We start from the raw sequence: 21,340 nt of genomic DNA, 5'->3' as shown, positions 1-21,340 counted from the left end.
CCTGAGAGCAGACTGAATGATGACTGAATGTTATTCTCTCTTCTCCCTTTTACTTGAAGCCTGAGTAATACATAGAGCTAAAATTGAACGACAAAAATGACCTAACCCCCTCGAATCAGGAATTTAGGTCATTTTCTTCTGCTGTCTTTAGTATTGTAGGAAAAATCGGCTTATGGAGCTGTCTCCAGGAATTTCGCTGTCGGATTTTTGTCCATTGCGGTTCTCATCGCGTATTCATTTTCGAACAGTACAACATAGTTCCCCTTTTTATCTTTCACCAGAGCGGAGTTGATCCGGAATTTACTTGGGTCCAGATTCTCGTCCACGATCCAGCGAGCGAATTGATAAGGCATACGCTGTAACTGCACGTCTACCCCATATTCGCCTTTCATCCGGTATTCAAATACCTCGAATTGCAGCTGACCTACTACGCCGAGCAATGTCTCGTCGAAGCTCACCGTGTTGAACACCTGAATCGTACCTTCTTCGGTCAACTGGTCAATCCCTTTTTGATACTGTTTATGTTTCAATGCATTTTTAACGGTAACTTTGGCAAAAATCTCAGGTGAGAACGTAGGCAATTCGTCGAAAATAACCTCGCTGCCTTGGCTCAATGAATCGCCAATCCGGAAGATACCCGGATCGAATAGACCAATAATATCCCCTGCATAAGCCTCTTCTATAATATCCCGATCCTGTGCCAAGAATTGCTGTGGCTGTGACAGTTTGATCTCTTTACCCACACGATTATGCTTCACACTCATACCGCGTTGGAACTTACCGGATACGATCCGCAGGAATGCGATACGATCCCGGTGTGCCGGGTTCATGTTTGCCTGGATTTTGAAGACGTAACCGCTGAATTTCTCATTCGTCGGCTCAATCTCACCCGCTGTGCTGCGACGTGGTTCCGGCTTCGGTGCGAGCTGCAGGAAGTTCTCCAGGAACGTCTGCACGCCGAAGTTATTGATCGCACTACCGAAGAATACAGGGGTCAGTTCACCGCGCTGTACCTTCTCCATATCGAACTGGTCTCCTGCAACATCCAGAAGCTCCAGGTCCTGACACAGTTGATCATGCAGATAATCTCCTGCCATCTCACGAATGATCGGATCTTCATAACCTTCTACCTTTTGAACTTTAATCGTCGAGTGATCGTCCCCTTGGAACAACTCCACCTGACTTTTCATCCGGTCATACACACCACACAGCTCACGACCTGTACCAATCGGCCAATTCATCGGTACGGAGCGAATCCCCAGTACGTTTTCGAGTTCTTCCATCAGATCAAATGGACTTTGTCCTTCACGGTCCAGCTTGTTGATGAATGTAAAGATCGGAATACCGCGCTTCGCACAAACCTGGAACAATTTGATCGTTTGCGCCTCGACGCCTTTTGCCACGTCAATCAACATGACCGCGCTATCGGCAGCTGTCAGTGTACGATACGTATCTTCACTGAAGTCCTGGTGACCCGGTGTATCCAAGATATTAATGCGATGACCCAGGTAATCAAACTGCATAACGGAAGAGGTTACCGATATCCCCGTTGTTTCTCAATTTCCATCCAGTCACTTGTTGCATGTTTGCTTGCTTTCCGAGCTTTTACTGTACCGGCAAGGCGAATCGCGCCCCCGAACAGCAACAGTTTCTCGGTCAATGTCGTTTTACCCGCATCCGGGTGAGAGATAATGGCAAACGTCCGGCGTTTGTCCACTTCCTGTTGAAGAAGGTTATCTGCAGCTTTGCTCATAGATTCTATCCCTTTCGTCCGTTCATTCACGTTAATCCGGCGAGGCCGGTCTGCCATTCAATCTTTATGCAATCCGGCTATGCCGGTTGATTGTACATTTCGCATTTCGCTCACTAGGCATTTAGCATCCTATGTTAATTTTACACATTTACAACGGAGTTCATCCTCCCTAAGCATTGTGCTTCCATTCATGCCGTAGACCTGAATTATAATCCAACTTTCCTATTGTACCATAATCTTTACCGAAAATAACCGATTACGTACAGCAGATTCATCTCTTTTCCGATTGCAAAAAAGAGCACCCTTCCGCCATCATTATGGCATCCAGGTACTCATTATTCATTTCGCTTCTCACTCTTAGAAAATTAATGCGTCCAGTGCGTATTGTCCTCCACCTGTCAAAGCCAGTGCTACACCAATTACCAGAATTGCGAGGTTATATTCAAACCCGTTCTGTGTGGACCAGTATCCATTCGCACCATGAACCTTCACAATGGCAATGACCATAGTCAGAGCAATCAGAATGCCGCCTACCGGTGTAAGCAGACCCAGAGCCAACAGCAATCCACCGCCGAATTCAGCCAAACCTGCCAGCAGTGCTACCAATGCGCCGGGCTTCATCCCCATCGATTCAAACCATCCACCTGTTCCCTTGATGCCGTATCCCCAAACCATCCAAACAGTTTCTGAGCCCCGTGCGCCATGAACGACAATCCAATCACCAAACGAATCAACAACAATCCTACATCCAACATTTTCTTTTCCTCCATTCAATATATACAAAATAGTATTCTTAGATTAAAGATATTATGCTAAATTTTTTTCCTCATGATGTAGTTCGTAACCCCTTCACCTGGTTCACACTTTATCTCATGAATGATTACTTAGCCGATGGATTCATCGGGTTTCGTATGTCTTTGCGTAATTTCTTTATCTCTTTGTTGAGTATAAGTTATATACTTACTTTTTGTCAACAACTTAATTTTAATTATTTTAACCTTTTTATACTCTCATGTCTCCATCACAAAAAAAGCCTGGAAAGTTCGCTTATCGCGTCCTTCCCAAGCCTTAACTCAGCATTTAATTGTTCACTTGCCAGACGACGCTGTCCTCGTCCTGACCGTTCACCGGCCACCAGTGGAACCCGTCCTGCTCGAGTAGTTTTCCAGTCGCTTCCGGCCCCCACGTACCTGCTGGATACGTGCGCAGCTCTCCGTGGTTCTCTGCCCAAGCCGCCGCGATCCGGTCAACGAAGGACCATGCTGTAGCAACTTCATCCCAACGGGTAAAATAAGTGGAGTCTCCTTCTGCTGCATCATGCAGTAGACGTTCATACGCCTCCGGCGAGTTGATTCCAATCATGCAGCTCTGACAGAAGTCCATTGCAAGCGGCTGAATCTCGGAATCCGAACCCGGCTTCTTGGCATTGATTTTAATATAAATGCCTTCCATCGGATTTACCCGAATCACGAGCAAATTCGGCTCCAGCTTGTACTTTTTGCCCAGATAGACGTTGCTCGGCATGGATTTGAATTCAACCACGATCTCCGTCGTTTTCACCGGCAGACGCTTGCCTGTCCGTATATAGAATGGCACACCGGCCCAGCGGAAATTATCCACAAATACACGTGCGGCAAAGTACGTTTCCGTATTGGATTCCGGATCAACCTTGTCCTCCTGACGATAACCGGGAAGCTGCTTTCCGCGATACTCCCCTTCGGTATACTGCCCGCGCACAACGTTAGTGCTCACTTCTTCGTTAGAGGTAAACGCACGCAGAGAACGCAGTACTTTGACCTTCTCATCGCGAATGTCCTCCGGGAACAGACGACTTGGCGGCTCCATAGCAATCATCGTCAGCATCTGCAGCATATGGTTCTGTCCCATATCGCGCAATGCACCCGAGTGATCGTAGTACCCACCGCGTTCTTCCACACCGACCGTCTCACCCAAGGTAATCTGAACATTGGCAATATGTTTATTGTTCCAAAGCGGCTCGAAAAAGGCATTTCCAAAGCGTATCACTTCGATATTCTGCACCATTTCCTTGCCCAGATAGTGGTCAATCCGATAAATCTCTTCCTCACGGAACACTTCACGGATCTGCTCATTCAGATGCTCTGCAGATTGCAGATCATATCCAAATGGTTTCTCAATCACAAGTCGATTCCATCCGTGGCTCTCCAGCATTCCGCCATCACGTAAACTATATGAGACGCTACCAAACAACTCAGGTGCCAGCGCCAGATAGAACAGGCGGTTACCCGGTGTATTAAACTTCGCTTCCAGACGCTCAGTCTGCTCACGCAATTCTTTGAACCCGTCCACGTTCTTGATATCTAGTGATTTATACTCAAAATGTTCGACAAAAGCATTCCATTCATCAGGTTCCCCGCTGGATAGCGACAGAACTCTTTAATGGATTCATAGATGTCTTCCCGGAATTCTTCTGGTGACCTCGGACGACGTGCTACGCCAATAACCGCAAAGTCTTCGGCTGAACTTGCCTTCGCGGTAGAGACTGTAGATCGCCGGAAACAGCTTCCGGCGGGCCAAATCACCCGTTGCTCCAAAAATGAAAAATACTGCACCTGGTGTCTGCACTTCATCTTGCATTTGTTTTTCGACCATGGGCTCCTCTTTCTTTCCGGGAAGACATCTCCATACTCTCCCCGAGCTATGTAATGGTGTTATATACGCAACATACAACCGTCAATTACCAGCAAATTTCCTTCTTGGATGTGATGCCATTTTAGCATAAAGCCCACAGGCTTGCACTAATTTTCCCGAGAAATTTTATCAATATTTTTCCACTATTCATGGAAATTTCATCTATAAAAATTCATGATCAAGCTTATAAATTCGCTTTAATATGGTATTAATATTCAATCGTGATTACCGGGAAACCTATTGTAACTCGATTAATTCCTTGCTCGTCATCCTGGTGTACCGCCAGCTGCATGTTCAAGTGATGCGAACCGCTCCTGATCGCTATGGGCAGATCCGATGCCTCATAAGATACGCTGGCAGTGCTGTTATCCGTATAACGTTCTAACGCTCGCATGTCCATATCTCCAGACAATTGTTCCTCGATATGCTGCACTTGACCGCTGGCGTCACTTACTGTTGCCTCTGTGCCTTGTACAGCGAAATTCCATGCTGCCTTCATTCCTGAGTCTGTAAGCAACTGGGATACCTGTTCATGTAATGCGGTCAATAAACGCCGGTCTGTATATTCATTGCCTGATAACTGAACGATAGCGTAATATTCGTTTTCCCCTGTAACGACAACATTGACCAGAATACCTGCCTGATGAGCATCAGCAACCCGCTCACTGCGATACACATCATGCCCTGTCTGAAGAACGCGTTCAGGCTGTTGCAAGCCCAGCTGGTGAGCGAGCAGTTCCGCTTGCTCCTTTGCGTCTCCATGGCCTTCACCTTGCCATTTGATGACTAGACGCTCCACATAATCAATGGCTGTATCTGCGGTCTTTATCAATTGCTCCAGCTTGTCTGCTTCGGATTCCGTCTTTTCAGCGTACACATGAGTCATGCCTACAAGTATAATGATTGCCAATGCCAGTATGCCTGCCGTCATCCATCGATTTAACATTCGAATCCTCCGCTCTTTCTTGCATTCTATGAATCTATCAACAGCATGCCCCCATTCCTCATTTGCTAAACTTCTTTTTGACATACAAAAAAAGCCCCATCACCCCTCTTTCCTGGCTGATCGGACCTCTAATAACAAAGCATGGGTAGAACAATGCTTCCGCATGCGATTTCCCTCGGTTCACTTCGTTCCCTGAACTACTCTAATATCCAATGGAGCATGCTTAAAACGAGCACTTCACGTCCTACTCCGCAAGTCCATTCTTATATGCATAAATGGCTGCCTGTGTACGGTCATCCACGCCAAGTTTGGCAAGTATGTTCGTCACATGGAACTTGACCGTCTTGATTCCAATAATCAGATCATCTGCGATGTCTTGGTTTGACTTACCTTTGGCAACCAACCGAAGTACATCCATCTCCCGATCAGTCAATTCCTCATGAGCAGGTGTGGCTGCCTGTGGCTGTCGGAAACGATTCATCATTTTGGAAGCCACTTGTGACTCCAGAACCGACTGCCCCCGAGCTGCAGCACGGATCGCATCTGCTACCTCATTGGCTCTGGATGTTTTCAGCAGATAGCTGAAAGCTCCTGCCTCAATGACCGGATACATTTTTCATCATCCAGATAACTGGTCAGCACAATGACCTTGCATTCCGGATACATTTTGAGCAGCTGCCGGGTGGCTTCAATCCCGTCCATTCCTTCCATCACAAGATCCATCAGGACTACATCAGGTTTATACTCCTGTGCCAGTCGGATGCCTTCCTCACCGCTGCCAGCTTCCCCCACCACTTCAATACCATCTTCGGTATCCAGTACCGCAGCGAGGCCAATGCGTACCATCTCATGATCATCCACGAGCAACACTTTGATCGACGTTTCCGCTTCCGTCTCTATTCCCATCTCCATTGACATGTTCTTCCTCGCTTTCATCGTTCATCAAAGGTATTGTAATCTCAATTCGTGTCCCTTTGCCCGGCGCCGTTACAAATTGAATGGCTCCGCCAATTTCAGTTACACGTTCACGCATATTGGTCAGACCATAGGAAGCCTGTTTCTGATCGTCGAGATCAAATCCCTGACCATCATCACGAATCAGTACCCGAATGGCATCCATCCGGCGCTGAATCCGAATTTCCATCTTTTCCGCCTTTGCATGACGTAATGTATTGGACATCGCTTCCTGAATAATACGGAACAGATGATTTTCAATGCCTTTGATCAAATGAATCTCTTCATCCATTTCGAGCACGATATCCATAGGTACTTTTGTTTTTAACTCCATCACCAGATCACGCAAACCTTGCTCCAGATGTTTGCCCTCCAGATAGACAGGTCGTAAATGCAACAGCAACGCTCGCATCTCGGACTGGGCTACCGACGCCATCTCTTCAATCAGGGCCACCTGGCGCTGGGCACGTGCAAAATCCTTTTCCATTCTGCGTCCAACCGCTGTAGCGGTCATTGAAATAGCGAATAGCTGCTGCGATACCGCATCATGCAACTCCCGTGCCAGCCGCTGCCGTTCCTCCACAATGGCCGTTATTCTGGCCTGTTCAGCCAGCTGCGCATTATTGGTAGACAGTCTTTGCAGAGAAGAGACCTGATCTTCCCACTTTTTGCCGATTCGTCCAAGCTGTTCACTTAATCGGCCGACATCATCAATGCCGAGGTCCGGCACAGTACGTGAGAGTGACCCCTTTCCCATTGCAGCAGCGTCTCTCGCAACAGTTCAAGCCTTCGTTTGACCCGATAACTCTGATAGAATCCAAACGCCGCACCCATACCGATCAAGAGTAGCAGCAAGGCCAGGCCCGATTGAATCAGATGCCTCCACCCTGCAAACGGGGCAAGATAACCATATGTATACAATACATACAAGATTACAACGAGCACAATGAAAACAAGGAGGATCCCTTCACCCATACTTCGGGTTACCATGTCGGTATGTCGTTTTGTCTTCATCCGGGTCTCCTCCTTCTTCACCTATTTAACTTATTACGGATTACTGATGTTTAGGTCGCCAACAATATAAGAAATGACAAATTTTGCTTTATGTTCACTGGACTCATATCCAGGAGTTCTCCATACCAATTTGTTCATCATGCCACTATCCTGTTCGCCATTGACACTTATCCGCCCAAAAAGTACCGTCGCCTCAATCTCAACACCATAATCTTCAGGCAGCGTCAGACGAACATTTCCCATAACACCTTGCAAAAGTACAATCGTTTGTTTTTCTTCCGGAATGGACAGGGACAAATCCGCATTAACTTCACCCAAGGCATGCCATAGACTCATGCTTCGCAATGTCCAAGGTGTCTGATCCCAATAGTAACGAGCCATAAAATTTTGTTTGCGCATGACATTCCCATGCAGATGAATCTTTTTATTTTTGGAATAAAAATAGGCCAGTGAAGCGAGTACCATCAAAAATACAATCATTAGATTATCGAGCAGCAGCAGAGCGGCTCCAATACCCAGACATCGATAGCCTTTGTGTGTGTCACCCTTTCGAACTTGTACCATACCTATCGTTAACAGAATCAGTGCGGCGACGGTTAGCAGGTTAATATTTCGGTTCAGTAACATGAGCATGCCGATGACAATGATTACAACAGCAAGCCATTGACCCTTCTTATTCATCTCTGCCGCACCTCCTCTGTAAGTTAATCTTCCCAATTCGACGGAAAAGCCATATCAGGCATTGAACACCTGTATGGCTTAACCTTTGTTCTAGAAACCGTTCTTTATTCACGATTTATAGAATATCATATTGTCTGCTGAGCGAACAGTTATTCTTTTGAAGTACCGCCCGTTTCATTCTTGGCACCATTGCCGATTTTGTTTTTCAGAGCTTGCAGTTGTTGATCCACTTTGAATTGTTTTTCAGTATCAACAGGATTGGTGTACGTAGATTGTGTATTACGATAAGGTGCGCGGATCACATCAGCTTCTGCTTCCATTTGCATGATTTTCTCTTCCATGCGGTGGAATCCAAGGGATGCGCCACCACTCTCAATGGAGTGCAAGCTGTTGATTTGAGACATTTGTTTTTTGGCTTTCGCCATTTGTGCACGGGATACGAGTTCATTACGTTTGTTACGCATTTTATAGAACTCATCTTTCATGTCATGCAGCTGCTGCAGCAAATCTTTCGCTTGAGCTTCAGACTGTGCATGAAGTTCTCTGTACTCCGTGATTTTTTGATCGAAGTAGATTTTCTCTTCCAGCAATTTACGTGCCACTTCTTCCTGACCATTAGCCAGTGCAGCCTCTGCCTGAGACTCACGTTGTACCGATGTGCGCTCTGCTTCGTCCAGACGTTGTTTCATGCGACGCTCGTTCGCCATTTGTTTGGCGACGGTTACCTCTGCCTCATGAATTTCAGCCTCCATATCACGCAAGTACTGGTTCAACATTACAATCGGGTCTTCCACTTTATCCAACATATCATTTACCGACGCTTTAGTCATATCCTTAATCCGTTTAAATACTCCCATTTTACTTTTCTCCCTTCTCGTAACGAGATAATTTTTGGCGAAGCTCTTCCACTTCTTTTTTCAATGCTTTTTTCTCAATATCTTTCATCATGGAATCAAGTTCACTCTCTTGCTGTGACCCTGCTCCGTAAGCGTTATTGTCGTAAGAACGTGGGCCAGACTGAGGTCTGCTGTTGTAGCCTGGGCCCGGACCGAAGTTTCCAGGACCTTGGTTACGGTTGTTTTGGAAAGGACCTCTTGGCGGCTCATGATCGTAGTTGTTGTATCCTCTACCAGGACCGGGGCCCGGGCCGTATGGATCATAAGGTGGATACGGTTCTTTCGGTACCACCAGTGCTGCGATGAAGTAGATTAACAACGACGTGCCGCCAGTGACGAAGATACTGATGACGAAGATGATCCGTAGCAGCGTGGAATCCATGCCGATGGCTTCAGAGATTCCGCCAATCAAGCCGGTCATCATTCGGTCACGCGTTGAGCGGTATAATTTGCTCATGTGCTTACTCCTTTCGTTTACTTGTATCCTCTTACGTGATCAGCACCATAAGTGTATGGATCAGCGTGTTGGGATTCTTTTGGCACTACCAATGCAGCGATGAAGTAGATCAGCAATGATGTACCCCCGTAGCGAAAATACTGATGAAGAAAATGATACGCAGCAGCGTGGAACTAAATCCAAGGTTTTCAGAGATGCCGCCGATCAAACCTGTCAGCATACGATTGCGCGATGAGCGGTAAAGTTTATTCATGTGTCTACTCCTTTCTGTCATTGTTTAGCTTTTGTTTCAGCCGCTCCAGTTCTTTATCCAGCGTAGAGGATGACATAGTGCCAGAAGTTCCTGCCCCATCCTGACTCATACGCCGTAAATCCCGGAGACTTTGTGCCTCATATTCGAGATCAGAAACCTGGTCGTCCAGTCGGTTGAACATACGGGGTACATTCTGACCGTTGTAATGACCTCTCTGATTCATTCGTTGCTGCAATTGGATCGTCTGCATACGAGCGTAATAATATTGGCGCTTGCTGTATACATTCTGATACTCCACTTTCAGCTGGTCGATCTGTTCATCTAGCTCCTGTAAGGCCGCATTGCTTTGTGCATACAATTCATTGTATTGCTCCATTTTTTCCTCGTGGAGGATTTTCTCCTGCAAAGCCAGTTTAGCTAAATGCTCCTCGCCTGCTTTCAGAGCCATGGAAGCTTGTTCTTCCCGTTTGTGTACCATACCTGCTGCCTGATCCGCTTGTTGTTTCATTTGTCTGGTATGGGTTGCATATTGATGACGAAGCTTCTCGGCTTCACCGATGTCTTGGCGGGTCGAGACCAGAAACTGATCAATCAGTTTGACTGGATCCTGACTTTGCTCCAAATGTTCATTCAAATTAGCTACGGTAATATCCCGCATTCGACGAAATACACTCATTTTGTTCTGTCCTCCTTTTCATAATCGTGAAAGCTTAGTAACGGCCACGACGACTGCGATTATTACTCAACATGGAGAATCCGAAGATAATTAACCCAATCGCGATGATCGGTCCGATCAGCCAGGCCAGTTTACCCAGCAATGAGAGGATACCGATGAAGAGAACAATCCATCCAATCAGTACATTTCCTCGTTTAACTCCGTAATACCCAAGCGCAATCATCAGAATCGGAATGAGATAACCCATTAAATGTCCAAGTAGAGGAGTTAACTTTCCGAAAAGGAGGAGTGCACCCAGTGCGATCAGTACAATCGCCCAGCCATTTCCTTTATTCCATCTCATAATTATTGTTCACCACCCTTTCGGTTCATTAATTTTGATTTGTGTGTTTGTTAGTTCGTTTGTTTCTTGTTTAACCTTATGTCCTTATTCTAGGGTAAACTGCGACTTTTCAAAACAGACCGTGGACGGTTTTTCATCCTAGACTCAGGTCGGGGATCAGGTTGGACCTTTGACTGTCCCTGGATCAGACCAACGACTACTGTACCGAATAAATGCCTTAGATATCTCTATTAGCTTTCTTCGAACCCGTCTCACCCCGTATAAATATGACGTCTATACCTCTTATCTACGTTCTTCCTCAACTGACGTTTCCCATTACACCTTCCATAAAAGTCAGACAAACCGAAATACATTTTTGAACCTTATTCCTCATCTCAATTCCCCAAAGATTTTTATTACTTTTTTATCCAAATAAACAAAATTTAGATTATTATATATGTAAGCGTTTTCTAAAATAGGAAGTGTTACTAATCCAAAAGTCAGGAGTGGACCTGTGCGATCATTCAGCTATCTACATAAAATGAAAGTCTTCGGAATTCTGTTAAGTACCTTGCCCATTCTGTTGACTGGAGTCACCGCTTTTATGTATTCTTCGAAACAAACGGAGCTGCATCGTGCTCAAGCCAATAAACAACTGTTAATCCAAATGCAAACCAATGTGGAGCACAAACTTGCAACCGTAAGCTATATGCTCGATCAGGCCGTTCGGTCACCGGACACGCTCCATTCTCTGTCCTCCTCTTCGTCGGTACAAGGCACCGGTCCTTTGTTTGCCGAGAAGTTACAGACTGAATTCAAGAATATGAGATCATGGGAGCCTCTAATGGATATTACACTCGTAAATCAGACACAGGATTGGCTTATCGATCATGCTGGCCTTTACCTTAATGCTGATTTTCCAATGGCTTTGCCTATGAAAGACTTGTTATCGAACACACTTACGTCCGGTTGGCAGCTTACACCTTCATCCGTGTTTAACAATAATGAACGCGCAGTGCATTCAGGCTGCATCTACCATATTGCACTTGCCAGATCGATACCCAATGTAAATGCTTCTGATGCTGCCCTGATTGCGGGAATTCCTGCATGTACACTGCAAAAACCACTGGAAGAGGATTCTCCAGACAACGCTGCCGCCGGACTCATCATTTTGAATCGTGAACAACGGATCATGGTCCATCCCGATCCCAAATATATAGGTCAACCAGTGGCTGCAGCAGGAATAAAAGATAGCGAATCGGGAACCAATTTTAGTGAGCTGTTATCCATACGTGGATTTGCTGCCTCTTCAGGCCAACGGGAGGTACGTATTGCAGATACACATTACTCGCTGTTCTATACGCATTCTGCTCTAAAAGGGTGGACATATATTCTCATTTCGCCTACGAATATTCTAACTCACGAGTATGTTCGGATTGGGTTACACACCATATATATCAGTGCTGCCTTGTTAGTGCTTTCAGTGCTGCTCTCATGGATTGGTTCGAAACAAATGCATATTCCGATTCGCAAACTTCTTATACAACTCGGTGACAAACGCTTACCTAAAGATCGCCTTGAAATCAAGTCTGCACTTCATATGGATGAATTCGAGCAAATCAGAGCCGGCGTTTCCCAGCTATCCGCATCCCAATCCCAGCTTGAAAACAAATTAAATCAATATAAGCTGCAGATCCGCACTCATTTTCTAATTAACCTGGTCCTGGGCAAAATTGCACCGTCGACTCTTCATGACATGATCATAGACAATGGTTATGGTTCGCAGCTTCAAGAGTGGCAACAAATAGCCGTCATTGCAGTCCAGGCCGATCTCGTGAATCATACCAAATATAATGCCAAGGATCGTGATCTGTTGCTGTTTGCCGTTCAGAATATACTGGAGGAGAGTATTCATGCGGAACAACAGTTACTTCCTGTGGTATACGAGCAGGCTGTAGTTACAATCATCGGTACCGCTGAACAAGATCGTGTTCGTTTTTCACAGCATCTGTATACGTTAACGGAACAACTCCAACATCAGATCAGTGAGAGCCTTAGTCTTCAGGTAAGCATTGGCTTTAGTCAGCCCCACGCCTCCCCATTTCACATACCGCAGGCTTATACGGAGGCCCTTGAAGCGCTTAAACATCGAATGAAGCTGGGGGCAGGCATTATCATTCAATTTGAGACAATAGATAACCATACTTCGCATTGGGCGCTGCCTTATCCCGAATCACTGGAGTATACGCTGATTCAAAGTATCCAAAACGCCGATGAAGCCCTGGCCCTCTCTCATCTCCATCAGTTGCTTGGAGTGCTGTTTGGCTTGGAATGCACACCGGAAGAATATCAGGTAGCCCTTACCCGATTGTTAACACATATTTTACAGATGATGCAGGAATCCGGTATACGACTGGGGCAGATCTCCAAAGGCCATGGGTCTATTTTCAATGAACTTCATGGTCTTCAGTACGCAGCTGAGGTTGAGCAATGGTTTACAGAACATATCATCATACCGATCATTCTCATCTTGAAGGAAAGACAGTACGCCCAATATCAGCACATATCCGAGAAAATGATTGCCATGATTCAACAAGAATACGATAAAGATCTAACGTTGGAGGAATGTGCATCCAGACTTCACTACAACGCGAACTACCTAAGTAGTGTGTTCCGCAAGGAAACAGGCTGTGCATTCAGTGAGTATCTGACGAAATACCGCTTTACTATGGCTAAAAAGTGGCTCGACGAAAGCGAGTTAACGGTCAAGGATATCGCCGCACGGCTTCGTTATAACAACCCGCAGAACTTTATCCGTTCTTTTCGAAAATGGGAAGGGATTACGCCCGGCCAATACCGGGAACGTAAGCAGAAGTCAAATGTATCCATGAAGCAGTAAGCAGCTCTTATGAGGATGAAATAGACGGATTATCTAATCTAACTATGAAAGATGTACTGCTATAATTTAGCCATAGAAAGTTGTTCTATATATGATCATACAAAAGGGAGCCTGTAAAACGGCTCCCTTGCAACTACTATTGAATGTAATAAATAAGAATCACATATACTGCTCAAATATTTTACTGGTCTTTGGTACGTACCACTTTCATATTCGGCTGCTCCAATTGAATCAGGATTTTACCAAACTTCCCTCCGCGTGAGAATGCAACCACTCCCTCTTTATACGTGTCTCTGATATATTGCTCAGCTAGGGCAAGTGAACCTTCATCCGTTGGCAATTCGTGCGTGCTTAGCCATTCCTGAAGCTTATCAACGACTTCTTCCACAGACATCTCAAAATAACTTGTTTCTTTAGTAATCAAGGTGGTGTAGGAATAGTCTTTCAGGTACAGCAGCTGTTGTATATAAACCATGTCCCCTGACTGTAGGACGGATAGACACCTAGTACCTCTTTAAGCTCATCTACTAATGTGTCTTCTTTTGGCCCAGCCATTGTGCTGATATAAACATACTTTCGAGCAGTGCTGATTGCTTGTTCAATTGTTTCCCAATCTGACATGGCCGGGCACATGGAAGCAAATGCGAAGTCATATTTCTTTTCCCAGCCCTTATCGTGAATCGATATTTCCTCAAACCGTTCTGACACAATATCTATACTGGATTGCAAGGAGGGAGGAATTGCTTCTTTCATTAATGAATTGAGCAGTTCTGATGGCTCTACAGCTGTAACGGTCGCTCCTTTGATTGAAAAAGGGATCGTAAAGATTCCTGATGCTGCTCCAATGTCTAATATGGATAAATCGTTAAAATCCACTCCCTGATTTTCAATCCAGCCTATGATGCGGTCGGTTCGCTGCTTTCCCTTCTCAGTAAACGACTGTTGATGATATTCTCTGGCCCATTGTTCAAATGCCTCTGTCGCGTAAAACGCTGCGTTTTTCATATTGTATTTTAAAGTTGTGGACTGATTTCTCCACGCCTCTTCCCATACAGAAAGATCAAATAAAATATCAGAATGCGTAGATACCTGTTTTTCCTCGGACATGTTACTTCACTCCATTTCTTTGTATAAAATATAAAATTTCAAAAAGAATAATTTCTTTTTGGTTAAACATTTCTTTATGTGAATTTAAGGGAGCTTCAATATCCACGATTAAACGAAATAAATTAAAAGACTTTACATGTCTACAATATACTTATTAGTGGTATGCGTCAATACATAAACAAAAATATTTCCTTCTCCTTCTACAAACTATAATCCAAATAATATCTGCAAATAAAAAAGCTCATTAGATTTTGCATCTAATGAGCTTTTACTTGCTTGAATACCGGCGAGAGGACTCGAACCTCCACGGTTTCCCACTCGATTTTGAGTCGAGCGCGTCTGCCATTCCGCCACGCCGGCATATGATGTTTTTGTGAAAATATACTGGAGGCGCCACCCAGATTCGAACTGGGGATAAAGCTTTTGCAGAGCTGTGCCTTACCACTTGGCTATGGCGCCACATTTTGGAGCGGACGACGGGAATCGAACCCGCGACCCTCGCCTTGGCAAGGCGATGCTCTACCGCTGAGCCACGTCCGCATAATGGCTGGGGATATAGGATTTGAACCTATGCATGACGGAGTCAAAGTCCGTTGCCTTACCGCTTGGCTAATCCCCAAAAAACAAAAGGGCGATCGAGGGGAATTGAACCCCCGAATGCCGGATCCACAAACCGGTGCGTTAACCACTTCGCCACGATCGCCATAATACAAATTGTTCTTAAAAGTTAATTGGCAGGGGCAGCAGGAATTGAACCCACACCAACGGTTTTGGAGACCGTTGTTCTACCTTTAAACTATGCCCCTAAAAACTGGTGGAGGATGATGGATTCGAACCACCGAACCCGTACGGGAGCAGATTTACAGTCTGATGCGTTTGGCCACTTCGCTAATCCTCCATAAGTGGTGCCGGCGAGAGGACTTGAACCCCCAACCTACTGATTACAAGTCAGTTGCTCTACCAGTTGAGCTACACCGGCGTATTAAGTTGTGATAAAAATGGTGGCTCGGGACGGAATCGAACCGCCGACACGAGGATTTTCAGTCCTCTGCTCTACCGACTGAGCTACCGAGCCTTAATAAAGTTTAATCTTGAAACGTTACACTTTATCTAGGGCGTTCGGTGCCATATAGCAGATTTAGTGAACAGCTTCCTCATGTAAAGATTAAAATGGCGGAACCGACGGGATTCGAACCCGCGATCTCCTGCGTGACAGGCAGGCATGTTAGGCCAACTACACCACGGTTCCAGATCACTTTCTTGAAAGAAAGTATAATTGCGGGGCAGGATTTGAACCTGCGGCCTTCGGGTTATGAGCCCGACGAGCTACCGGGCTGCTCCACCCCGCGTCGTTATTAAAAGTAATATGGTGGAGGCTGAGGGGTTCGAACCCCCGACCCTCTGCTTGTAAGGCAGATGCTCTCCCAGCTGAGCTAAGCCTCCGAACAACACATTTATGATCTTATCATAAAACTGCTGTGAAAATCAACTTCATTTTTTGAAGTTAAATATGACCCGTAGGGGATTCGAACCCCTGTTACCTCCGTGAAAGGGAGGTGTCTTAACCCCTTGACCAACGGGCCTTACTATGGCGGAGAGAGAGGGATTCGAACCCTCGAGACGCTTGTGACGCCTACACGATTTCCAATCGTGCTCCTTCGGCCAGCTCGGACACCTCTCCATATGGCTCCCCGAACAGGGCTCGAACCTGTGACAACTCGATTAACAGTCGAGTGCTCTACCAACTGAGCTATCAGGGAATATGCTTCAGAGATTATTCTCTGAAAACTAGATCCGAAACGAAACTTGCGATGTATCACCTGCATATCTTGGATAAGCCCTCGACCGATTAGTACTGGTCAGCTCCATGCATTGCTGCACTTCCACCCCCAGCCTATCTACCTCGTCGTCTTCAAGGGGTCTTACATACTGGGAAATCTCATCTTGAGGGGGGCTTCACGCTTAGATGCTTTCAGCGCTTATCCCTTCCGTACATAGCTACCCAGCGGTGCTCCTGGCGGAACAACTGGTACACCAGCGGTACGTCCATCCCGGTCCTCTCGTACTAAGGACAGCTCCTCTCAAATTTCCTACGCCCACGACAGATAGGGACCGAACTGTCTCACGACGTTCTGAACCCAGCTCGCGTACCGCTTTAATGGGCGAACAGCCCAACCCTTGGGACCTACTTCAGCCCCAGGATGCGATGAGCCGACATCGAGGTGCCAAACCTCCCCGTCGATGTGGACTCTTGGGGGAGATAAGCCTGTTATCCCCAGGGTAGCTTTTATCCGTTGAGCGATGGCCCTTCCATGCGGTACCACCGGATCACTAAGCCCGACTTTCGTCCCTGCTCGACTTGTAGGTCTCGCAGTCAAGCTCCCTTATGCCTTTGCACTCTTCGAATGATTTCCAACCATTCTGAGGGAACCTTTGGGCGCCTCCGTTACTCTTTAGGAGGCGACCGCCCCAGTCAAACTGCCCACCTGACACTGTCCCCGCACCGGATTACGGTACCAGGTTAGAACCTAGATACGATCAGGGTGGTATCCCAACGGTGCCTCCACGCAAGCTGGCGCTCACGTTTCAAAGGCTCCCACCTATCCTGTACAGATCGTACCCAAATTCAATATCAAGCTGCAGTAAAGCTCCATGGGGTCTTTCCGTCTTGTCGCGGGTAACCTGCATCTTCACAGGTATTAAAATTTCACCGGATCTCTCGTTGAGACAGCGCCCAAGTCGTTACGCCATTCGTGCGGGTCAGAATTTACCTGACAAGGAATTTCGCTACCTTAGGACCGTTATAGTTACGGCCGCCGTTTACTGGGGCTTCGGTTCACAGCTTCGGATTGCTCCTAACCGCTCCCCTTAACCTTCCAGCACCGGGCAGGCGTCAGCCCGTATACTTCGCCTTACGGCTTCGCACAGACCTGTGTTTTTGCTAAACAGTCGCTTGGGCCTTTTCACTGCGGCCCCCTCGTGCTATTCACACTACCGGGGCACCCCTTCTCCCGAAGTTACGGGGTCATTTTGCCGAGTTCCTTAACGAGAGTTCTTCCGCGCGCCTTAGAATTCTCTTCTCGCCTACCTGTGTCGGTTTGCGGTACGGGCACCATCACCTGGCTAGAGGCTTTTCTTGGCAGTGTGAGATCATGACCTTCGCTACTCTAATTTTCGCTCCCCATCACAGTCCAGCCTTACGATGTGCGGATTTGCCTACACATCAGCCTCACTGCTTAGACGGACATCCATCAGTCCGCGTCACTACCCTGCTGCGTCCCCCATTGCTCATAACGGCTTACGGTGGTACAGGAATTTCGACCTGTTGTCCTTCGACTACGCCTTTCGGCCTCGCCTTAGGTCCCGACTTACCCTGAGCGGACGAGCCTTCCTCAGGAACCCTTAGGCTTTCGGCGGATCAGATTCTCACTGATCTTTTCGTTACTCATACCGGCATTCTCACTTGTATAATGTCCAGCGCTCCTTACGGTACACCTTCAACCCTTATACAACGCTCCCCTACCCCTGATGCAAAGCATCAAGCCATAGCTTCGGTGGTGTGTTTAGCCCCGTTACATTTTCGGCGCAGAGTCACTCGACCAGTGAGCTATTACGCACTCTTTCAATGGTGGCTGCTTCTAAGCCAACATCCTGGTTGTCTGTGCAACTCCACATCCTTTCCCACTTAACACACACTTGGGGACCTTAGCTGATGGTCTGGGCTGTTTCCCTTTTGACAATGGATCTTAGCACTCACTGTCTGACTCCCGGAAGTAAGTCTATGGCATTCGGAGTTTGACTGAGCTTGGTAACCCTTGCGGGCCCCGCACCCAATCAGTGCTCTACCTCCACGACTCTGTTTTCCGAGGCTAGCCCTAAAGCTATTTCGGGGAGAACCAGCTATCTCCGAGTTCGATTGGAATTTCTCCGCTACCCCCACCTCATCCCCGCATTTTTCAACATGCGTGGGTTCGGGCCTCCAGTGCGTGTTACCGCACCTTCACCCTGGACAGGGGTAGATCACCCGGTTTCGGGTCTACGTCCACGTACTACATCGCCCTATTCAGACTCGCTTTCGCTGCGGCTCCGGCTCTTCACCTTAACCTTGCACGGGAACGTAACTCGCCGGTTCATTCTACAAAAGGCACGCCATCACCCCTAAAACGGGCTCTGACTTTTTGTAAGCACACGGTTTCAGGTTCTATTTCACTCCCCTTCCGGGGTGCTTTTCACCTTTCCCTCACGGTACTGCTTCACTATCGGTCGCTAGGAAGTATTTAGCCTTGGCAGATGGTCCTGCCGGATTCATACGGGGTTTCACGTGCCCCGCACTACTCGGGATCCGTCTCGGAGGGAACAGACTTTCAACTACAGGGCTTTTACCTTCTTTGGCGGGCCTTTCCAGACCTCTTCACTTAACCGGTTCCTTTGTAACTCCATGTGAGACGTCCCACAACCCCAGAGAGCAAGCTCTCTGGTTTGGGCTTCTCCGCGTTCGCTCGCCGCTACTGACGGAATCACTATTGTTTTCTCTTCCTCAAGGTACTTAGATGTTTCAGTTCCCTTGGTATGCCTCTACACAACCTATGTATTCAGTTGTGAGTAACTGGAAATTACCCCAGCTGGGTTTCCCCATTCGGACACCCCCGGATCAAAGCTTGCTTACAGCTCCCCGAGGCAGTTTCGTTGTTCGCCACGTCCTTCATCGGCTCCTAGCGCCTAGGCATCCTCCGTGTGCTCTTAGTAGCTTAACCATAATTGCTCCGGTTTCGACTGCTCGCTTCCCTTGTTTTGCTTACGCAAAGCCAAAAGTCGCTCCCATCCGATACCATCGCAATGCAGTTTTCACTATTTATTGAAACTTGTTATACACAAGTTCAGCTAGGATGATTGTTGATCGGTTACTTGAACCGAACAAGCATTCATCCCTAAAAGGAATGTTCTAAATCGCAAAATTTCGTTTCGATATCTAGTTTTCAAAGAACAAGCTCCATGCAAAAGCAAGCTGTTTGAGAGTTTGAGCTCTCAAAACTGAGCAACGAGTGAGTAAGTTTGTGCAGATCTAGTCTGCGATTTGAATGTTTCCGTTACAGGAAACGATTCTCCATAGAAAGGAGGTGATCCAGCCGCACCTTCCGATACGGCTACCTTGTTACGACTTCACCCCAATCATCTATCCCACCTTCGGCGGCTGGCTCCTTGCGGTTACCCCACCGACTTCGGGTGTTATAAACTCTCGTGGTGTGACGGGCGGTGTGTACAAGACCCGGGAACGTATTCACCGCGGCATGCTGATCCGCGATTACTAGCAATTCCGACTTCATGCAGGCGAGTTGCAGCCTGCAATCCGAACTGAGACCGGCTTTTTAGGATTTGTTCCACCTCGCGGTTTCACTGCCCGTTGTACCGGCCATTGTAGTACGTGTGTAGCCCAGGTCATAAGGGGCATGATGATTTGACGTCATCCCCACCTTCCTCCGGTTTGTCACCGGCAGTCACCTTAGAGTGCCCACCCGAAGTGCTGGCAACTAAGATCAAGGGTTGCGCTCGTTGCGGGACTTAACCCAACATCTCACGACACGAGCTGACGACAACCATGCACCACCTGTCTCCTCTGTCCCGAAGGAAAGGTACATCTCTGTACCGGTCAGAGGGATGTCAAGACCTGGTAAGGTTCTTCGCGTTGCTTCGAATTAAACCACATACTCCACTGCTTGTGCGGGTCCCCGTCAATTCCTTTGAGTTTCAGTCTTGCGACCGTACTCCCCAGGCGGAGTGCTTAATGTGTTAACTTCGGCACCAAGGGTATCGAAACCCCTAACACCTAGCACTCATCGTTTACGGCGTGGACTACCAGGGTATCTAATCCTGTTTGCTCCCCACGCTTTCGCGCCTCAGCGTCAGTTACAGCCCAGAGAGTCGCCTTCGCCACTGGTGTTCCTCCACATATCTACGCATTTCACCGCTACACGTGGAATTCCACTCTCCTCTTCTGCACTCAAGTCACCCAGTTTCCAGTGCGATCCGGGGTTGAGCCCGGGATTAAACACCAGACTTAAATGACCGCCTGCGCGCGCTTTACGCCCAATAATTCCGGACAACGCTTGCCCCTACGTATTACCGCGGCTGCTGGCACGTAGTTAGCCGGGGCTTTCTTCTCAGGTACCGTCACCTTGAGAGCAGTTACTCTCCCAAGCGTTCTTCCCTGGCAACAGAGCTTTACGATCCGAAAACCTTCATCACTCACGCGGCATTGCTCCGTCAGGCTTTCGCCCATTGCGGAAGATTCCCTACTGCTGCCTCCCGTAGGAGTCTGGGCCGTGTCTCAGTCCCAGTGTGGCCGATCACCCTCTCAGGTCGGCTACGCATCGTCGCCTTGGTGAGCCGTTACCCCACCAACTAGCTAATGCGCCGCAGGCCCATCCCCAAGTGACAGATTGCTCCGTCTTTCCAGTTTTCTTCAGGAGAAGAAAACAACTATTCGGTATTAGCTACCGTTTCCGGTAGTTGTCCCAAACTTGAGGGCAGGTTGCCTACGTGTTACTCACCCGTCCGCCGCTAACCATCGGAGAAGCAAGCTTCTCTTCAAGTCCGCTCGACTTGCATGTATTAGGCATGCCGCCAGCGTTCGTCCTGAGCCAGGATCAAACTCTCCAATAAAGTATTGAAAAGAGCGATATGCTCATTTTGAAACTGACGAGATTAAAAATCT

Annotated in this window: 10 protein-coding genes, 15 tRNA genes, 2 rRNA genes and 5 pseudogenes; 1 reads left to right on the top strand and 31 read right to left on the bottom strand. The window is 47.3% G+C overall.

What is annotated here, in order from left to right; all coding sequences use genetic code 11:
- Window positions 1-170 precede the first annotated feature (170 nt).
- The 12 genes and pseudogenes from ACTWJ7_RS07875 to ACTWJ7_RS07820 form a co-directional block, all read right to left on the bottom strand.
- A pseudogene (locus ACTWJ7_RS07875) lies at window positions 171-1,753 on the bottom strand (peptide chain release factor 3).
- A 357-nt stretch (window positions 1,754-2,110) separates the two neighbouring features.
- Window positions 2,111-2,508: pseudogene (locus ACTWJ7_RS07870) on the bottom strand (DoxX family protein).
- Between the two features lie 325 nt (window positions 2,509-2,833).
- A pseudogene (gene zwf / locus ACTWJ7_RS07865) lies at window positions 2,834-4,369 on the bottom strand (glucose-6-phosphate dehydrogenase).
- A gap of 262 nt (window positions 4,370-4,631) precedes the next feature.
- Window positions 4,632-5,369 (bottom strand): YwmB family TATA-box binding protein, encoded by a 738-nt coding sequence (locus ACTWJ7_RS07860; RefSeq protein ID WP_301881213.1) that lies wholly within the window; start codon window positions 5,367-5,369, stop codon window positions 4,632-4,634.
- Window positions 5,370-5,613: 244 nt separating this feature from the next.
- Window positions 5,614-6,281, bottom strand: a pseudogene (locus ACTWJ7_RS07855) (response regulator).
- Window positions 6,223-7,337: pseudogene (locus tag ACTWJ7_RS07850) on the bottom strand (sensor histidine kinase). The pseudogenes ACTWJ7_RS07855 and ACTWJ7_RS07850 overlap by 59 nt, the downstream one beginning before the upstream one ends.
- Before the next feature lie 33 nt (window positions 7,338-7,370).
- Complete coding sequence (gene liaF / locus ACTWJ7_RS07845) at window positions 7,371-8,018, bottom strand: cell wall-active antibiotics response protein LiaF (RefSeq protein ID WP_024634151.1); 648 nt, start codon at window positions 8,016-8,018, stop codon at window positions 7,371-7,373.
- A 149-nt stretch (window positions 8,019-8,167) separates the two neighbouring features.
- On the bottom strand, window positions 8,168-8,875 hold the full coding sequence (locus ACTWJ7_RS07840; protein ID WP_024634152.1) for a PspA/IM30 family protein: 708 nt from the start codon (window positions 8,873-8,875) through the stop codon (window positions 8,168-8,170).
- A 1-nt stretch (window position 8,876) separates the two neighbouring features.
- Window positions 8,877-9,371 (bottom strand): PspC domain-containing protein, encoded by a 495-nt coding sequence (locus tag ACTWJ7_RS07835; RefSeq protein ID WP_024634153.1) that lies wholly within the window; start codon window positions 9,369-9,371, stop codon window positions 8,877-8,879.
- A 109-nt stretch (window positions 9,372-9,480) separates the two neighbouring features.
- Window positions 9,481-9,624, bottom strand: a complete 144-nt coding sequence (locus ACTWJ7_RS07830) for a PspC domain-containing protein (RefSeq protein ID WP_443145268.1) — start codon at window positions 9,622-9,624, stop codon at window positions 9,481-9,483.
- Between the two features lie 4 nt (window positions 9,625-9,628).
- Window positions 9,629-10,300, bottom strand: a complete 672-nt coding sequence (locus tag ACTWJ7_RS07825) for a PspA/IM30 family protein (RefSeq protein ID WP_024634155.1) — start codon at window positions 10,298-10,300, stop codon at window positions 9,629-9,631.
- A 34-nt stretch (window positions 10,301-10,334) separates the two neighbouring features.
- Complete coding sequence (locus tag ACTWJ7_RS07820; RefSeq protein WP_079348972.1) at window positions 10,335-10,643, bottom strand: LiaF transmembrane domain-containing protein; 309 nt, start codon at window positions 10,641-10,643, stop codon at window positions 10,335-10,337.
- 493 nt (window positions 10,644-11,136) lie between these two features.
- Here ACTWJ7_RS07820 and ACTWJ7_RS07815 point away from each other — a divergent pair, with 493 nt between their 5' ends.
- On the top strand, window positions 11,137-13,521 hold the full coding sequence (locus ACTWJ7_RS07815; RefSeq protein WP_301881212.1) for a helix-turn-helix domain-containing protein: 2,385 nt from the start codon (window positions 11,137-11,139) through the stop codon (window positions 13,519-13,521).
- A gap of 181 nt (window positions 13,522-13,702) precedes the next feature.
- Here the strand turns inward: ACTWJ7_RS07815 and ACTWJ7_RS07810 are convergent, their stop codons facing one another.
- From ACTWJ7_RS07810 to ACTWJ7_RS07720, 19 genes are all read right to left on the bottom strand, one after another.
- Window positions 13,703-13,996, bottom strand: a complete 294-nt coding sequence (locus tag ACTWJ7_RS07810; protein ID WP_443145267.1) for a hypothetical protein — start codon at window positions 13,994-13,996, stop codon at window positions 13,703-13,705.
- Window positions 13,966-14,628: a class I SAM-dependent methyltransferase gene (locus ACTWJ7_RS07805; RefSeq protein ID WP_443145266.1), complete on the bottom strand. Its 663-nt coding sequence runs from the start codon at window positions 14,626-14,628 to the stop codon at window positions 13,966-13,968. The genes ACTWJ7_RS07810 and ACTWJ7_RS07805 overlap by 31 nt, the downstream gene beginning before the upstream one ends.
- Window positions 14,629-14,909: 281 nt before the next feature.
- Window positions 14,910-14,988: transfer RNA gene (locus ACTWJ7_RS07800), tRNA-Leu, on the bottom strand.
- A gap of 25 nt (window positions 14,989-15,013) precedes the next feature.
- Window positions 15,014-15,087: transfer RNA gene (locus ACTWJ7_RS07795), tRNA-Cys, on the bottom strand.
- Between the two features lie 6 nt (window positions 15,088-15,093).
- Window positions 15,094-15,168: transfer RNA gene (locus tag ACTWJ7_RS07790), tRNA-Gly, on the bottom strand.
- Window positions 15,169-15,172: 4 nt separating this feature from the next.
- Window positions 15,173-15,247 (bottom strand) — tRNA-Gln (locus tag ACTWJ7_RS07785).
- Between the two features lie 11 nt (window positions 15,248-15,258).
- Window positions 15,259-15,331 (bottom strand) — tRNA-His (locus ACTWJ7_RS07780).
- Window positions 15,332-15,360: 29 nt separating this feature from the next.
- Window positions 15,361-15,434, bottom strand: a tRNA-Trp gene (locus ACTWJ7_RS07775).
- Between the two features lie 6 nt (window positions 15,435-15,440).
- A tRNA-Tyr gene (locus ACTWJ7_RS07770) sits at window positions 15,441-15,526 on the bottom strand.
- 5 nt (window positions 15,527-15,531) lie between these two features.
- A tRNA-Thr gene (locus ACTWJ7_RS07765) sits at window positions 15,532-15,607 on the bottom strand.
- A 20-nt stretch (window positions 15,608-15,627) separates the two neighbouring features.
- Window positions 15,628-15,703 (bottom strand) — tRNA-Phe (locus tag ACTWJ7_RS07760).
- A gap of 96 nt (window positions 15,704-15,799) precedes the next feature.
- Window positions 15,800-15,877: transfer RNA gene (locus tag ACTWJ7_RS07755), tRNA-Asp, on the bottom strand.
- A 27-nt stretch (window positions 15,878-15,904) separates the two neighbouring features.
- Window positions 15,905-15,977, bottom strand: a tRNA-Met gene (locus ACTWJ7_RS07750).
- A gap of 18 nt (window positions 15,978-15,995) precedes the next feature.
- A tRNA-Val gene (locus ACTWJ7_RS07745) sits at window positions 15,996-16,071 on the bottom strand.
- A 68-nt stretch (window positions 16,072-16,139) separates the two neighbouring features.
- A tRNA-Glu gene (locus ACTWJ7_RS07740) sits at window positions 16,140-16,211 on the bottom strand.
- 6 nt (window positions 16,212-16,217) lie between these two features.
- A tRNA-Ser gene (locus tag ACTWJ7_RS07735) sits at window positions 16,218-16,309 on the bottom strand.
- 3 nt (window positions 16,310-16,312) lie between these two features.
- Window positions 16,313-16,388 (bottom strand) — tRNA-Asn (locus ACTWJ7_RS07730).
- Window positions 16,389-16,457: 69 nt separating this feature from the next.
- Window positions 16,458-19,382: ribosomal RNA gene (locus tag ACTWJ7_RS07725) — 23S ribosomal RNA — on the bottom strand.
- A gap of 356 nt (window positions 19,383-19,738) precedes the next feature.
- Window positions 19,739-21,288: ribosomal RNA gene (locus ACTWJ7_RS07720) — 16S ribosomal RNA — on the bottom strand.
- The 16S and 23S rRNA genes sit together here with 15 tRNA genes alongside, the layout of an rRNA operon.
- Between the last annotated feature and the right edge of the window lie 52 nt (window positions 21,289-21,340).

It is taken from the genome of Paenibacillus sp. 1A_MP2 (assembly GCF_052244825.1).
Classification (GTDB): domain Bacteria; phylum Bacillota; class Bacilli; order Paenibacillales; family Paenibacillaceae; genus Paenibacillus; species Paenibacillus vandeheii.
Note: the sequence above shows the minus strand (reverse complement) of the source record. Positions and strands in the feature narration are given on the sequence as shown.

Coding starts and splice junctions, on each gene's coding strand:
- ACTWJ7_RS07860 (WP_301881213.1), bottom strand. CDS start 5,369: ATGTTAAATCGATGGATGACGGCAGGCATACTGGCATTGGCAATCATT.
- liaF (WP_024634151.1), bottom strand. CDS start 8,018: ATGAATAAGAAGGGTCAATGGCTTGCTGTTGTAATCATTGTCATCGGC.
- ACTWJ7_RS07840 (WP_024634152.1), bottom strand. CDS start 8,875: ATGGGAGTATTTAAACGGATTAAGGATATGACTAAAGCGTCGGTAAAT.
- ACTWJ7_RS07835 (WP_024634153.1), bottom strand. CDS start 9,371: ATGAGCAAATTATACCGCTCAACGCGTGACCGAATGATGACCGGCTTG.
- ACTWJ7_RS07830 (WP_443145268.1), bottom strand. CDS start 9,624: ATGAATAAACTTTACCGCTCATCGCGCAATCGTATGCTGACAGGTTTG.
- ACTWJ7_RS07825 (WP_024634155.1), bottom strand. CDS start 10,300: ATGAGTGTATTTCGTCGAATGCGGGATATTACCGTAGCTAATTTGAAT.
- ACTWJ7_RS07820 (WP_079348972.1), bottom strand. CDS start 10,643: ATGAGATGGAATAAAGGAAATGGCTGGGCGATTGTACTGATCGCACTG.
- ACTWJ7_RS07810 (WP_443145267.1), bottom strand. CDS start 13,996: ATGGTTTATATACAACAGCTGCTGTACCTGAAAGACTATTCCTACACC.
- ACTWJ7_RS07805 (WP_443145266.1), bottom strand. CDS start 14,628: ATGTCCGAGGAAAAACAGGTATCTACGCATTCTGATATTTTATTTGAT.